General features: G+C 70.9%; 12 protein-coding genes. 3 read left to right on the plus strand and 9 right to left on the minus strand.

The window, feature by feature from the left end; genetic code table 11:
- Nucleotides 1-74 precede the first annotated feature (74 nt).
- Together RMT89_RS19990 and RMT89_RS19995 are read left to right on the plus strand one after the other, a co-directional pair.
- Nucleotides 75-1,076 carry a carboxymuconolactone decarboxylase family protein gene (locus tag RMT89_RS19990; protein ID WP_315885100.1) on the plus strand — a complete coding sequence of 334 codons (1,002 nt, stop codon included), beginning with the start codon at nt 75-77 and terminating at the stop codon, nt 1,074-1,076.
- A gap of 148 nt (nt 1,077-1,224) precedes the next feature.
- Entirely contained in the window at nt 1,225-1,893 is a 669-nt protein-coding gene (locus RMT89_RS19995; protein ID WP_315885101.1) for a hypothetical protein, read from the plus strand.
- A 19-nt stretch (nt 1,894-1,912) separates the two neighbouring features.
- Here RMT89_RS19995 and RMT89_RS20000 read toward each other — a convergent pair whose 3' ends face one another.
- The 9 genes from RMT89_RS20000 to RMT89_RS20040 form a co-directional block, all read right to left on the minus strand.
- Nucleotides 1,913-3,430, minus strand: coding sequence for an NCS1 family nucleobase:cation symporter-1 (locus RMT89_RS20000; protein ID WP_315885102.1), 1,518 nt, complete (start codon nt 3,428-3,430; stop codon nt 1,913-1,915).
- Between the two features lie 130 nt (nt 3,431-3,560).
- Nucleotides 3,561-4,580: a TIGR03842 family LLM class F420-dependent oxidoreductase gene (locus RMT89_RS20005; protein ID WP_315885103.1), complete on the minus strand. Its 1,020-nt coding sequence runs from the start codon at nt 4,578-4,580 to the stop codon at nt 3,561-3,563.
- Nucleotides 4,581-4,591: 11 nt separating this feature from the next.
- Nucleotides 4,592-5,986, minus strand: coding sequence for a dihydropyrimidinase (gene hydA, locus RMT89_RS20010; RefSeq protein WP_315885104.1), 1,395 nt, complete (start codon nt 5,984-5,986; stop codon nt 4,592-4,594).
- Between the two features lie 31 nt (nt 5,987-6,017).
- The gene (locus tag RMT89_RS20015) at nt 6,018-6,860 is read right to left on the minus strand and encodes a nitrilase-related carbon-nitrogen hydrolase (protein ID WP_315885105.1); all 843 of its coding nucleotides are present in this window, start codon (nt 6,858-6,860) and stop codon (nt 6,018-6,020) included.
- Between the two features lie 155 nt (nt 6,861-7,015).
- Nucleotides 7,016-8,557 carry a PucR family transcriptional regulator gene (locus RMT89_RS20020; RefSeq protein WP_315885106.1) on the minus strand — a complete coding sequence of 514 codons (1,542 nt, stop codon included), beginning with the start codon at nt 8,555-8,557 and terminating at the stop codon, nt 7,016-7,018.
- 12 nt (nt 8,558-8,569) lie between these two features.
- Complete coding sequence (locus RMT89_RS20025; protein WP_315885107.1) at nt 8,570-9,859, minus strand: aspartate aminotransferase family protein; 1,290 nt, start codon at nt 9,857-9,859, stop codon at nt 8,570-8,572.
- Nucleotides 9,856-10,698 (minus strand): nitrilase-related carbon-nitrogen hydrolase, encoded by an 843-nt coding sequence (locus RMT89_RS20030; protein ID WP_315885108.1) that lies wholly within the window; start codon nt 10,696-10,698, stop codon nt 9,856-9,858. The genes RMT89_RS20025 and RMT89_RS20030 overlap by 4 nt, the downstream gene beginning before the upstream one ends.
- A gap of 158 nt (nt 10,699-10,856) precedes the next feature.
- Nucleotides 10,857-12,467 (minus strand): hypothetical protein, encoded by a 1,611-nt coding sequence (locus RMT89_RS20035; protein WP_315885109.1) that lies wholly within the window; start codon nt 12,465-12,467, stop codon nt 10,857-10,859.
- 130 nt (nt 12,468-12,597) lie between these two features.
- Nucleotides 12,598-12,849 (minus strand): helix-turn-helix transcriptional regulator, encoded by a 252-nt coding sequence (locus RMT89_RS20040; RefSeq protein ID WP_315885110.1) that lies wholly within the window; start codon nt 12,847-12,849, stop codon nt 12,598-12,600.
- Between the two features lie 32 nt (nt 12,850-12,881).
- Here RMT89_RS20040 and map point away from each other — a divergent pair, with 32 nt between their 5' ends.
- The gene (gene map / locus RMT89_RS20045; RefSeq protein WP_315885111.1) at nt 12,882-13,667 is read left to right on the plus strand and encodes a type I methionyl aminopeptidase; all 786 of its coding nucleotides are present in this window, start codon (nt 12,882-12,884) and stop codon (nt 13,665-13,667) included.
- Nucleotides 13,668-13,758 lie beyond the last annotated feature (91 nt).

Raw genomic sequence — 13,758 nt, forward strand, 5'->3', positions numbered from 1 at the left:
CCCGCCCGACGCAGCGTCAACTCCCTTCGGCTGTACGACGACCGCGGGCCCCCGCGAAAAGCAAGCTGCTGTCCATGACCACAGCCTTCCGATACACCCAGCCTCTGCCTCCCAAGTCGGCCACCGGACGCGTCGCCGAGGTCTACGAGCAGCTCTCCCGGGACTTCGGCATCGACGAGCCGGTGACCTTCGTGGTGCTCTCCTCCGCGCCGGAACTCCTCGCCGCCACGTGGGCGTTGATGCGCGAGTCCCTGATCGCCGGCCCCGGCAGCCGCACCGGCAAGGAGCTCGCGGCGTTCGGGGTGTCCCAGGCCAACCAGTGCCCGCTCTGCGTGGACGCCCACACCGTGCTGCTGCACGCCACCGGCGACCACGCTCTCGCCGAGCGTCTCGCGCGAGGACAGCTCCCGGAGGACGAGGAGCACGCGCGCGTGCTGGAGTGGGGCAAGCGGACCCGGGTGCCGAGCCCGGCGTCGAAGCCGTACCCCTTCCCGCGCGAGCAGGCACCGGGATACATCGGCACCGCGCTCGCCTTCCACTTCATCAACCGGATCGTGTCGGCTCTGCTGACCGAGAACCTGATGCCCGCGAACGCCCAGCACCTGAGGGTGGTCCGCAGCCTGGCGGGCCGCTCCCTCGCGCGGACCGTGCGCCGCCCGGCCCGGCCCGGTCAGGCGCTGGCGCTGCTCGACCGGACCGACCCCGGCGAGGCCCCCGCGTGGGCGGGCGACACCGCCGTAGGACCCGCGTACGCGGCGCTGCTCCGGGCGGCCATGGTGGGCGCCGATCTGCTCGACGCCGAGGACCAGGCCGTCGTACTGGAGAGGCTGCGGCACTGGGACGGGCGGCACCCGGGGCTCGGCCTGGAGGGGTTCCCGGACCGGCGGGAGCGGCCGGGGGCGCGTCTGGCGCTGCTGGCGGCCCTCGCGCCGTACCGGATCACCGACGAGGACATCGCGGCCTGGCGGCGGCCGGAGCACACCGACCACTGTCTGGTGCACCTCGTGGCGTACGGGGCGTTCACGGCGGTCGACCGGATCGAATCCGCGCTGAGCCGGTCCACTGCCCGGACATAACAGGCATACAGCCCATGGGCGGTGGGCCTCCGTCACCGCCCATGCACGGAGCGAGTTGGCACTTCCGCCCCACAGGGAGTCGTGCGAAACTGCCGTCCCGTCCGCAGTGCGGACTTGCTCCGCACCGTCCCCCACGAAAAGTGCGCCAGTGCGTTCCTTCCCCCTCCCGATCGCCCTCACCGCCCGCCTGTCCCCCGTCGTGGTGCTCGCCGTGGCGGGCTGGGCACTGACGTCCGGCCCGTTCGCCGCGACGCCGGACGCCGAGCCCCAGGCGCGGGAGAAGACGGAGAACAAGTCCGCCTCGGCGCCCTCGACCTCGGCCGCATCGAAGACGTACTCCGACGCCCCCGCACCCTGCGACAGCGTCTCCTCGGCAACGGTCAAATCGCTCGTTCCGGGCGCCAAGACCGCCGGCAAGGAGATCCCGTCGACAGACACAAACGTGCGCCGCACCTGCTCCTGGAACGCGCTCAAGGGGTACGACTACCGTTGGCTCGACGTCTCCTTCGAGATCACGGACTCGGACGAAGCGGCACAGAAGTCGTATCAGGGGCGCGTCGAGGACAAGAGCGGCGGAGGGGATGTTCCGGGCCTCGGGGACGCGGGTTATTCGGTGGTGAACCTGACCACCGAGGACGGGCAGAAGACGCGTGAGGGCGTGGTGCTGGCCCAGGTGTCCAACGCGCTGGTCGTCGTCACCTACAACGGCAGCGACTTCGAGACGAAGGAGGCGCCCAGCTCGGACGAGATCAACAAGGGCGCCATCAAGGCCGCCAAGGAGGCGGTGGCGGCCTTGGAGGACGGCCAGAACAGCTGACCGTCCTCCAGCGGGTGCCTTACACGCTGCGCCTGCGCGGCAGCATCAGCGCCAGATACAGCACCATCGACGTGCCGAGCCCGACCGCCCAGCCGTAGTCGGCGAGCGACGACAGCGCGGGGATGGGGGTGCCGTCGATCAGCGGATCGAAGTTCGCGCCGCCGATGGCCAGGACGCCACCGGTCAGGAAGGCGACCACGGCCCGCCAGTTCCAGCCGCCGTCGTACCAGTAACGCCCGCCGGTGCGGTACAGGTCCGTCAGGTCGAGACGGGCCCGGCGCAGGATCCAGTAGTCGGCGATGAGGATGCCGGCGACCGTGCCGAGCAGACCGCCGACCAGGCCGAGCCAGGTGAAGATGTAGCCCTGCGGGTCGGAGTACAGCTTCCAGGGGAAGATCAGTACGCCGAGGACACAGGTGGCGAGGGCGCCGGTACGGAAGCTGATCTTCCGGGGCGCGATGTTGGAGAAGTCGAAGGCCGGCGAGACCAGGTTGGCGGCGATGTTCACCGACAGGGTCGCCACCAGCACGGTCACCAGGGCGAAGAGCAGTCCGACCACGTTGTCCGTCTTGGCGGCCAACTGCACCGGGTTCCAGATGGGTTCGCCGTACACCGCCGCCGAACCGGAGGTGACCATCACCGACAGGAAGGCGAAGAGGGTCATCGTCGTCGGCAGACCGAGCGCCTGGCCCCAGGTCTGGGCCTTCTGGCTCTTTCCGTACCGGGTGAAGTCCGGGATGTTCAGCGAGAGCGTGGACCAGAAGCCGATCATGCCCATGAGGGACGGCCAGAACAGCTTCCAGAAGTCACCGCCCCAGCCCAGCTTGGAGGGCTGGTCCAGCAGCGGCCCGAAGCCACCGGCCTTGTCGCTCATCCACCACAGCATCACGAAGGCGCCGACCAGCACGAAGGGCGCCGCCCAGTTCTCGAACCGGCGGATCGTCTCCATGCCCCGGTAGATGATCGCGACCTGGATCGCCCAGAAGATGGCGAAGGACAGCCACATGGTCCAGGCGTAGCCGCCGATCTTCCCGGCGTCCGCCCAGCCGTCGCCGATCAGCTTCCCGGCCAGGAAGAAGATCGCCTCGCCGCCGATCCAGGTCTGGATGCCGAACCAGCCGCACGCCACCAACGCCCGTACGACAGCGGGGAGGTTGGCGCCGCGGATACCGAAGGAGGCCCGCGCGAACACCGGGAAGGGAATGCCGTACTTGGGCCCGGCGTGCCCGGTGAGCAGCATCGGCACCAGCACGATCACATTGGCCAGCGCGATGGTGAGCACGGCCTGCTTCCAGTCCATGCCGACGGCGATCAGACCGGAGGCAAGGGTCCAGGAGGCCGTGTTGTGGGCCATGCCGATCCACAGGGCGGAGAAGTTGTACGTGGTCCAGGTCCGCTTCTCCACCGGGACCGGGAGCAGGTCGTCGTTGGCGTACGGACCGCTGGGCAGCGGGGACCCCGGGGCGAGCTCCACCCGGCCGTCGGCCAGGGTGACTTGGGAGGACGGCGGTATCGCCGTGGGAGCGGTGTCGGTCATGGGCAGGCCAATCAGGGGACGGTGGGACGGGAAAGGCCGTGCGGGTGGCGCCGTTGGGGGGTGCGCTGGGAAGAAGCGCCCTGGGCCCCCTCCCCGGGACGGCGGGAAGGGGGAGCTGTCGGAGGGGGGTTCAGCCGTTGACGGTGGGGATGACCTTCGCCCCGTACGCGTCGATGACGGCTTCCTGGGCGTCGTGCATGTCGTAGACGGCGAACTGGTCGACACCGAGCTCACGCAACGCGTTCAGCTTCTCGATGTGCTTCTCCACCGGCCCGATGAGGCAGAACCGGTCGACGATCTCGTCCGGCACGAAGGCGGTGTCGGGGTTGTCGGCGCGTCCGTGGTGCGAGTAGTCGTAGCCCTCGCGCGCCTTGATGTAGTCGGTGAGTTCCTCGGGAACGGCGGCGGAGTGCTCGCCGTACTTGGACACCAGGTCGGCCACATGGTTGCCGACCATCCCGCCGAACCAGCGGCACTGCTCGCGCGCGTGGGCGAGCGCCTCGGGCGAGTCGTCCTCGGTGACGTAGGCCGGGGCGGCGACGCAGATCTTCACCTCTGAGGGGTCCCGGCCGGCCGCGACAGCCGCGTCCTTGACCGCCTTCACCATGTACTCGGTGAGATACAGATCGGCGAGCTGGAGAATGAAGCCGTCCGCCTCCTCGCCGGTCATCTTCAGCGCCTTCGGCCCGTACGCGGCCATCCAGACGGGAAGTCGGGCGCCCGGCCTGGTCCACGGGAACCTGATCACCGTGCCGCCGAGGTCGGCCTCGTCGCCGCGGCCGAGGGCGCGGATGACCTTCATGGCCTCGCTGATCCGGGCGAGGGTGTTGGGCTTGCGCCCCGCCACCCGCATCGCGGAGTCGCCGCGGCCGATGCCGCAGATCGTGCGGTTGCCGAACATGTCGTTGAGGGTGGCGAAGGTGGAGGCGGTGACCTCCCAGGTGCGGGTGCCCGGGTTGGTGACCATCGTGCCGACCGTCAACTTCGTGGTGTTGGCCAGGATCTGACTGTAGATCACGAACGGTTCCTGCCACAGCACCGCCGAGTCGAAGGTCCAGCCGTGCGTGAAGCCGTTGCGCTCGGCCCGCTTCATCAGGCTGACGACCTTCGAGGCCGGCGGGTCGGTCTGCAGGACGAGTCCGAAGTCCATGTGCTCCGCTCCTAGTTGAGGTACTGGCAGGTGGAGCGGGGGGTGTAGACCCCGTGCCCGGCGCGGCCGGTGTACTCCCGCTCGCTGATGACGACTTCGCCGCGGGAGAGGACCGTCTCCACCCGGCCGGTGGTCTGCTTGCCCTCGTAGGCCGAGTAGTCGACGTTCATGTGGTGCGTGACGGCGGACATGACCTGCTCGGCGCGCGGGTCGTAGATCACGATGTCGGCGTCGGAGCCCGGCGCGATGGTGCCCTTCTTCGGGTACATCCCGAACATCCGGGCCGGGGTCGCGCAGGCGATCTCGATCCAGCGGCGGCGGGAGATGTGCCCGTCGACGACGGCCTGGTGAAGCAGGTCCATACGGTTCTCCACGCCCGGCAGACCGTTGGGGATCTTGGAGAAGTCGCCCCGGCCCAGCTCCTTCTGGCCCACGAAGCAGAAGGGGCAGTGGTCGGTGGAGACGACCTGCAGATCGTTCGTCCGCAGCCCCTGCCACAGCTTGGCCTGGTGCTCCTGGGGGCGCAGCGGTGTGGAGCAGACGTACTTCGCGCCCTCGAAGTTCGGCTCGGCGAGGTTGTCGGTGGACAGGAACAGATACTGCGGGCAGGTCTCCCCGAAGACGTTCAGCCCCTCGTCGCGCGCCTTGGCCAGCTCGGCGACCGCCTCCATCGCCGAGACGTGCACGACGTACAGCGGCGCCCCCGCGACCTGGGCGAGCTTGATGGCGCGGTGGGTGGCCTCGGCCTCCAACAGGGCCTTGCGGACCTCGCCGTGATAGCGGGGGTCGGTCTCCCCGCGCGCCAGCGCCTGCTCCACCAGCACGTCGATCGCGATGCCGTTCTCGGCGTGCATCATGATCAGGCCGCCGTTCTCGGCGGAGCGCTGCATGGCGCGCAGGATCTGGCCGTCGTCGCTGTAGAAGACGCCGGGGTAGGCCATGAACTGCTTGAAGGAGGTGACGCCCTCCTCCACCAGCAGGTCCATCTCCTTGAGCGTGTCCTGGTTCACATCGGAGACGATCATGTGGAAGGCGTAGTCGATCGCGCAGTTGCCCTCGGCCTTGGCGTGCCAGGCGTCCAGGCCCTCGCGCAGGGTGTGTCCGACGCTCTGCACGGCGAAGTCCACGATGGTGGTCGTACCGCCCCAGGCGGCGGCCCTGGTGCCCGTCTCGAAGGTGTCGGAGGCGAAGGTGCCGCCGAACGGCAGCTCCATGTGGGTGTGGGCGTCCACGCCGCCCGGGATGACGTACTTCCCGGTGGCGTCGATCGTGCGGTCCGCGCTCCAGCTCTGCGTACCGGGCACGGCGAGCGCGGCGACCCGGCCGTCCTCGATCAGGACGTCGGCGTGGACCTCGTCGGACGCGGTGATGACGAGACCGCCACTGATGACGGTACGGCTGCTCATGGTCCCTCTCCTCCCAAAGTGGACGGTGTGATCAGGGCGCGGTGAGCGGTGTGTAGGCCCCCGGCGCCCGGTCGCGGTAGAACTGCCAGCGGTCGCGGACCTCGCGGAGCTTGGCCAGGTCCAGGTCGCGGACGACGAGTTCGGTCTCCTTGTCGCTCGCCACCTCGCCGACGAACTGGGCCTCCGGGTCCACGAAGTACGTGGTGCCGTAGAAGTCGTTGTCGCCGAGGTCCTCCACGCCGACCCGGTTGATCGCGCCCACGAAGTACTCGTTGGCGACGGCCGCCGCCGGCTGCTCCAGCTGCCACAGGTAGCGGGACAGTCCGCGCGAGGTGGCCGAGGGGTTGAAGACGATCTCGGCACCGGCGAGGCCCAACGCCCGCCAGCCCTCGGGGAAGTGCCGGTCGTAGCAGATGTACACGCCGATCCTGCCGACGGCGGTCTCGAAGACGGGCCAGCCGCTGTTGCCGGGGCGGAAGTAGAACTTCTCCCAGAACCCCGGCACTTGGGGGATGTGGGTCTTGCGGTACTTGCCCAGGTAGGAGCCGTCGGCGTCGATCACGGCGGCGGTGTTGTACAGGACCCCGGGCTGCTCCTCCTCGTACATCGGCAGCACGAGGACGAGGCCCAGCTCCTTCGCCAGCGCCTGGAAGCGCCGTACGGTCGGTCCCTCGGGGATCTGTTCGGCGTACTCGTAGAACGCCTTGTCCTGCACCTGGCAGAAGTACGGTCCGTAGAACAGCTCCTGGAAGCACAGGACTTGAGCACCCTGCGCGGCCGCGTCGCGGGCCGCCTGCTCGTGTACCTGGATCATCGACTCCTTGTCGCCCGTCCACGCGGTCTGGAAGAGGGCGGCACGGATCACTCTGCTCATCGGGACCTCCGGTCGCTCGGTGTGCGAGAAGACTAGGAAGTCCGAAAACCGGCTTTGAGTTGCACGGTGTCACGTCTGCGGGCCTCCGGCGTGCCACGGTGTCACGTGCTCGTGGGCCCATGTTTCACCGCCGTTTTCCCAGGTCGTCGCATGTTTCAGCCCTGTTGCGCATCATGTGCGAGCAGGGCGATGTGCACCGAGGCGGCCTGCTCGAAATCGTCGAGGTCCACACCGAGGCGGCCCTGTATCGCCTCCAGCCGGCGGTAGAGCGCGGGCCGGGAGACATGGTGGAGCTGGGCGGTGCGGGACTTGTTGCGGCCGGTGGCGAGATAGGTGCGCAGCACCGCGAGCAGGCCCTCCTCGGGGCCGCACAGCAGGCCGTCCAGCTCCCGTTCCGCGAAGGACTGCACCTGCGGGTCGTCCCGCAGCAGCCGGATCAGGCCGCGCAGATGGACGTCCTTGAGGCGGACCACAGCGGGAACGTCCAGCACATCGACCACGGCATCGGCGACGTGCTGGGCCTCGCGCAGGCCCGCGGGTACGTCGTCCCAGGCGGCGCGGGGGCCGGCGGCGGCCACGACGGTGCCCGGTGCCTCCGAGCGCAGCCGGGTCGCGAAGTTGGCCGTGAGCGCGCTCGCGTCCTGGTCACGGGCGAGGCTCAGCAGGACGGCGGTGACCGAGTCGGCGAGCTCGGCGACGATTCCGGGGAGCCCCACCATGCGGAGCACTCGGTCGAGTTGGGCGGGCTCTCCTCCCCTCACGACCAACGGCACGAAGGTGCGCCGGTTGACGGGCAGTCCGGCCGCCCGTGCCCGGGGCAGCAGCTGCCTGGCCGGTACGACCCCGCTGACCAGGTCGGTCAGCAGGCTCTGCGCGGACTGCTCCTCCCAGGTGTGGGCGGAGGTGCCGCCGAGCATGCGGTGCAGGACGAGCGCCTCGGCGGCCCGGTCGGCCAGCAGCCGTCCGGTGGTGGTGTCGCCGCGGTGGCCGCACAGGACGATCTGGCCCCAGCGCTCGCCCCGGCCGCCGAGTTCGGCGCGGATCCAGCCGTCGCCCTCGCTGCCGCCGGCCTGCCGGGCGATGCGCTCCCAGTCGCGCAGCACGTCGTCCACGGCAGGACGCTCCCCCGCCGTGGCCAGCACCCGGTGGGCGAGGTTGGTGACGACGACCGGGCAGGCGCTGTGCTGGGCGATCTCGTCGAGCAGCCGCTGCAGCGGGGCGCCCGCGGTGATCAGGCCGGTGAGGGCGGTCCGTACGGACTCCGACAGGCTGACGGCCGCGAACTTCCGCCGCACCAGCCGGGACTGGACCTCCTCGGTCAGTTCGGCGAAGGGGAAGGGCCGGTGCAGGACGACCATCGGCAGCCCGCACCGCTCGGCAGCCCGGCGCATCACGTCCGGCGCGGACGGGAAGGCGCGGCCGAGTCCGAGGACGACGGCCGCGGCCTCGGCGCGGTGCAGGGACTGGATGTACTCGGCCTGGGCGCTCTCGTCCCCGGCCAGCAGCACCCCGGTGGTCAGCACCATCTCGCCGCCACTGAGCATGACGCCGACGTCGGCGGCCTCGGCCACATGCACCCAGCGCACCGGCCGGTCGAGCTGCCCTGCGCCGGCCACCACCTCGGGCTCCCCGGCGAGCACCCGCTCCAGGGTGAGGACCTGACGGACCGACAGGGCGGGTTCCAAGGTGGTGGTCATGGCGCTGTTCCCTTACTGAAGGCTCCTCAGAGCGCGTTCGAGGATCGCGGCACCCTCCTCGGCCTCCGCGACGGACAGCGACAGCGGCGGGGCGACCCGCAGCGCGCTGGTGTCATGGCCGCCGCCCTTGCCGATCAGGAGTCCCTCCGCGCGGGCCGCCTCCAGCACGGCCGCCGCCGCGTCGGGGGCCGCCCGGTCCGTGCCGGGTTCGGCCAGCTCGATGCCGATCATCAGCCCGCGCCCGCGTACCTCCCGTACGTACGGCACCTGCGCGGCGACCGCCCGCAGCCGCTCGATGAGCAGCCCGCCGACCCGCCGGGCGTTGCCCTGGAGGTCGTGTTCCAGGAGGTACGTCAGGTTGGCGAGGCCCGCAGCCATGGTGATCTGGGTGCCGCCGAACGTCGAGATGCTGTTGGCGTCCAGGCAGTTCATGATCTCGGCGCGGGCGATCACCCCGCCGATGGACATGCCGTTGCCGATGCCCTTGGCGAAGGTGACGATGTCCGGCGGACCGTTCTTCCCGTGCGCCTGCCAGCCCCAGAAGTGCTCGCCGGTGCGGCCCCAGCCGGTCTGCACCTCGTCGGCGATCCACAGGATGCCGCGCTCGGCGAGCACCTCGCGGAAGGCCGCGTACAGGCCGTCGGGCGGGGAGGTGAAACCGCCGACGCCCTGGATGGGCTCGGCGATCAGGGCCGCGGGCGCCCGGGTGTGGCCGAGCAGGTCCTTGAGGTCCTCGACACAGGCCGCGATGAAGTCCGCGTCGCTGAGCGAGGCGTACGGACCCCGCGTCCGCACCCCGCCATGCACGTACAGCGTCTGGAGCGGGGACAGGGAGGTCGGGGACCAGCCGCGGTTGCCGGTGATGCCGACCGCGCTGAAGGAGCGGCCGTGGTAGCTGTTGCGCATCGCCAGGATCGTGTTGCTGCGCCGGTGCGCGGTGGCGAGCAGCAGGGCGGTGTCGTTGGCCTCGGTGCCGGAGGTGGTGAAGAAGACCCGGGCGTCCGGGATGCCGGACACATGGGCGACGCGCTCGGCGAGTTCGACCATGGGGCGGTTCAGATACAGGGTCGAGGAGTGGATGATCCGCCCGGCCTGCTCGCTCACCGCCTTGGTCACCTCGGGCAGCGCGTGCGCGGTCATCGTGGTGAGGATGCCGCCGAAGAAGTCGAGGTACTTGTTGCCGTGGGAGTCCCAGACATGGCGGCCCTCGCCGTGGGTGATCTCCAGCGGCTCCTCGTAGTAGAGGGCGAGCCAGTCCGGCAGCACCCGGCGGTGGCGTCCCAGCAGATCGTCGGCCGTCACGGCTGCACCAGCCCTTCGTAGGCGTCGGGGCGGCGGTCGCGGTAGAAGGCCCACTGCTGCCGCACCTCTTCGATGACGTCGAAGTCGAGGTCGCGGACGAGGAGTTCCTCCTTGCTGTCGCTGGCGGCCTCCCCCACGAACTGTCCGCGCGGGTCGACGAAGTAGCTCGTCCCGTAGAAGTCGTTGTCGCCGTACTCCTCGACGCCGACGCGGTTGATCGCGGCGACGAAGTACTCGTTGGCGACGGCCGCCGCGGGCTGCTCAAGACGCCACAGGTGGGAGGAGAGCCCACGGTGGGTGGCGGACGGGTTGTACACCAACTGGGCGCCGTTCAGCCCGAGTTGCCGCCACCCCTCCGGGAAGTGGCGGTCGTAGCAGATATAGACGCCGACCTTGCCGACGGCGGTCTCGAAGACCGGCCAGCCGATGTTTCCGGGTTTGAAGTAGTACTTCTCCCAGAAGCCCTTGACCTGCGGGATGTGGTGCTTGCGGTACTTGCCGAGGTAGGTGCCGTCGGCGTCGATCACGGCCGCCGTGTTGTAGTAGAAGCCGGACTGCTCGATCTCGAAGACCGGGACGACGATCACCATGCCGGTCTCGCGCGCGAGCTCCTGCATACGACGCACGGTCGGCCCGTCGGGCACCGGCTCGGCCCAGCGGTAGTGCTCCGGCTCCTGCACCTGACAGAAGTAGGGAGCGTTGAAGACCTCCTGGAACCCGATCACCTTGGCGCCCCGGCGGGCCGCCTCCCGGGCGTGCTCCTCGTGTTTCGCCACCATGGACTCGGTGTCGCCGGTCCAGGTGGCCTGGACCAGAGCGGCGCGTACGACGTTGGCCATGAGCTGCTCCTTCGACGGGACGTCAGAGCCTCTACGCCCGTAGACGCAGGCCGTAGAGGCACGAACGTAAGCCTCCCGGACGGGCTTGCCAAGACCATCGTCGTTAACCCGCTGAGTCGATCCGGTTTCACACTCCTGTGGGTGATCGGCCCACCCGGTCAGGCGGCGAATCCGGCGACCCTCAGCGCGTGGACGAGGTCCCAGTGGCGCTCGTCCGAGACACCCCGTGCGGCTTCCAGCAGCAACGGTACGAGGCTCCCCGGGTCCGCGGCCACGCTGCGGGCGGCCTCCTCGGGCGCGCGGACCCTGACGTAGGCGTCCAGCAGGGCGCGGATCTCTCGCCGGCGCCCCTCCTGGGCAAGAGCCAGCACGGCCTGTCCGATCTCGTCGGCGGACCGGACGACCCCCTGCCGCAGGAGCTGCTCCCCGTCGGCCTCCCGCCCCGCGGCGACCAGCGCGTCCGCCGCCGCGACCAGCCGCTCGGCGGGCAGCGAGGCGGCCTCCCACAGCAGGGTGGCCCAGTCCGCGCCGAGCCCGGCGCGCTGAAGCTCGACGGCGAGCAGCGGATACCGCCCGGCGGACGAGTAGGCGATCTCGGCGAGCAGCGCGTGCGCCTCTCCGCTACGGCCCTCGTGCCGCAGCCGTACGAGCCTCTCGACGGCCCCCGCGACCTCCCGGCGGTCCGCCCCGTCCACCGCCTCGACCTGCGGCTCCGCCGGCTCCACGGACTCGGCGGCTCCCGCGAAGCGGGCGCCTCGCGGGGTACGGCGGCCGGCGGCGGGGGGCTCGGGGAGGGACGGCACGGCGGTGGGCGGTACGACGACGGGGGCGGCGTCCTCCTCGACCATGCCGGCGAAGCGGGCACCGCCGCGTCGGCGTTTGCGTTGCCGGGGGGTGGGGGCGGGGGGTTCGGGCCGGTCGTCGGCCGGGCGGGCCGGAGCCTCGGTGGCCCAGGAGGCGGGGTCCTGGGCGGCGGCTTCCCCGGGCTGCGTGCCGACTCCCGGGTGCCCGGAGCCGTGGGTGCGGGCGGAGTCCTGCGCGGAGGTTCCCCCGGCCTGTGCAGCCCCCCGGCGTCCGGCGCCCTCGGCATGGACGGACGCCTGCGTCGGGGCTCCCACGCCCTGCGCGCCGGACGCCCGCGACGCGGCACCCCCGGCGGGGAAGCCCCCGCCTCCCTGCGCCGGAATCCCCCGGCCGTCCCCGAGCGGCGGCCCCTCCCCCATGCGCTCCCGCCGTATGGCCGCCGCCTGCCCACTCGCCGAGCGTCGGTCCAACTCCGTCATCCGGGCGCGGAGTTCGGCACACCGGGCGGTGGCCCGAGCATGATCGTCACGCGCCCAGGCGAGATCGAGACGAAGAGCCTCGGCCTGCTCCTGGGTGGTTGCCGCGGCGAGCGAACGGGCCAGTTCCGCCTGCCGCTCCGCGGCGTACCGCTGCTCGCGGAGCATGACGTCGAGCCGGTCACCCAGGGCGTCCCGGCCGCCGGGGCGGGTGTCGTAGGCGAGGAGCGCGGCGGCGTGCAGCGCGCGGACCCCCTCCGCCTCGGCGCGGGCGGCTTCCGGGCCGTACTCCGGGGCGAGGTCCTGCAGCAGCGCCTCCACCACGTCCCACGGCGGCACTTCACGCCCGTCGAGGCAGGCCTGCATGCCGTCCGGATCGCGCTGCCAGAACACCCCGCACCAGCCGCCGCCCTGGTCGAGGCGCGTCATGAGGCCGTTCAGGTAGTTCGCGAACTCCCGTACCCGAGCCGGGAGTTGTTCCACAGCCATGCCCAACTCCCGCCAGACCGGAGCACTCCGGTCCGTAAGGCAACACCAGTAGTGTTACGAGGACGCTACGGGGAGTTTTCCGGCGAGACGCAGAGTACGCCCACCCTGCCGGAACGTGACGTGCGAACGCTCACGCGGCGACCGGCGCGCACAGCCCGGCCAGCTCGTCCATGGACAGACCGAGCGCCCGCGCCAGCCCGGCCACCGTGAAGAACGCCGGGGTCGGCGCCCGGCCGGTCTCGATCTTGCGCAGCGTCTCGGCGGAGACACCGGCACTCGCCGCGACCTCCGCCATGCTGCGGTCGCCGCGCGCCTCGCGGAGCAGGCGCCCGAGCCGCTCGCCGCGCTCGCGCTCTTCGGGGGTCAGTGGGTTGCGTACCATGCCCCCATTCTAATACCGGTATAGTAATTGGCATGGTGGAACTGAAGACGGACACATCGATCGATGCCATGTACGAGGCCGGCCAGGTCGTCGCCCGCGCCCTGACAGCCGTACGAGAAGCCGCTGACGTGGGCGTTTCCCTGCTCGAACTGGACGAGGTGGCGCGGGCCGTCCTGCGGGAGGCGGGCGCGAGGTCCCCCTTCCTCGGCTATCGCCCGTCCTTCGCCCCGACCCCCTTTCCCGCGGTCATCTGCGCCTCGGTGAACGACGCGATCGTGCACGGCATCCCGACCGCGTACCGGCTGCGCGACGGCGACCTGGTCTCCATCGACACCGGGGCCGTACTCGACGGCTGGGCGGGCGACTCGGCGATCAGCTTCACGGTGGGCAGGCCCCGCCCGGCGGACCTGCGCCTGATCGACACGGCCGAGCGCGCCCTGGCCGCCGGCATCGAGGCGGCCGTCGTCGGCAACCGCATCGGCGACATCGCCCACGCCATCGGCACGGTCTGCCGGGAGGCCGGCTACGGCATCCCCGACGGCTTCGGCGGCCACGGCATCGGCCGCCACATGCACGAGGACCCCGGCGTCCCCAACGAGGGCCGCCCCCACCGAGGCCTCCCCCTGCGCCACGGCATGGCCCTGGCGATCGAGCCGATGCTGATCGCGGGAGGACAGGACGGCTACTACGCGGCCCCGGACGGCTGGACCCTGAAGACCAACGACGGGTCGCGAGCAGCACATGTGGAGCACACGGTGGCGATCACGGACAGAGGGCCAAGGGTTCTCACTGATCGAGGCCAGGGGGAAACTCCCTGAGGGGCGCGGGGAACTGCGCGAGCAACCACACGCGACCCGCACCCGCGACCGAACACCGGGCCCCCCATCCACAGGCGCCTGAAAGTGCCCC

It is taken from the genome of Streptomyces sp. P17, from assembly GCF_032436805.1.
In the GTDB taxonomy this organism is placed as follows: domain Bacteria; phylum Actinomycetota; class Actinomycetes; order Streptomycetales; family Streptomycetaceae; genus Streptomyces.

Bases quoted from the DNA above. Each gene is read 5' to 3' on its own strand.
- RMT89_RS20000 (WP_315885102.1), bottom strand. From the start codon at position 3,430: ATGACCGACACCGCTCCCACGGCGATACCGCCGTCCTCCCAAGTCACC.
- RMT89_RS20035 (WP_315885109.1), bottom strand. From the start codon at position 12,467: ATGGCTGTGGAACAACTCCCGGCTCGGGTACGGGAGTTCGCGAACTAC.
- RMT89_RS20020 (WP_315885106.1), bottom strand. From the start codon at position 8,557: ATGACCACCACCTTGGAACCCGCCCTGTCGGTCCGTCAGGTCCTCACC.
- RMT89_RS20015 (WP_315885105.1), bottom strand. From the start codon at position 6,860: ATGAGCAGAGTGATCCGTGCCGCCCTCTTCCAGACCGCGTGGACGGGC.
- map (WP_315885111.1), top strand. From the start codon at position 12,882: ATGGTGGAACTGAAGACGGACACATCGATCGATGCCATGTACGAGGCC.
- RMT89_RS20040 (WP_315885110.1), bottom strand. From the start codon at position 12,849: ATGGTACGCAACCCACTGACCCCCGAAGAGCGCGAGCGCGGCGAGCGG.
- RMT89_RS20005 (WP_315885103.1), bottom strand. From the start codon at position 4,580: ATGGACTTCGGACTCGTCCTGCAGACCGACCCGCCGGCCTCGAAGGTC.
- RMT89_RS19990 (WP_315885100.1), top strand. From the start codon at position 75: ATGACCACAGCCTTCCGATACACCCAGCCTCTGCCTCCCAAGTCGGCC.
- RMT89_RS20030 (WP_315885108.1), bottom strand. From the start codon at position 10,698: ATGGCCAACGTCGTACGCGCCGCTCTGGTCCAGGCCACCTGGACCGGC.
- hydA (WP_315885104.1), bottom strand. From the start codon at position 5,986: ATGAGCAGCCGTACCGTCATCAGTGGCGGTCTCGTCATCACCGCGTCC.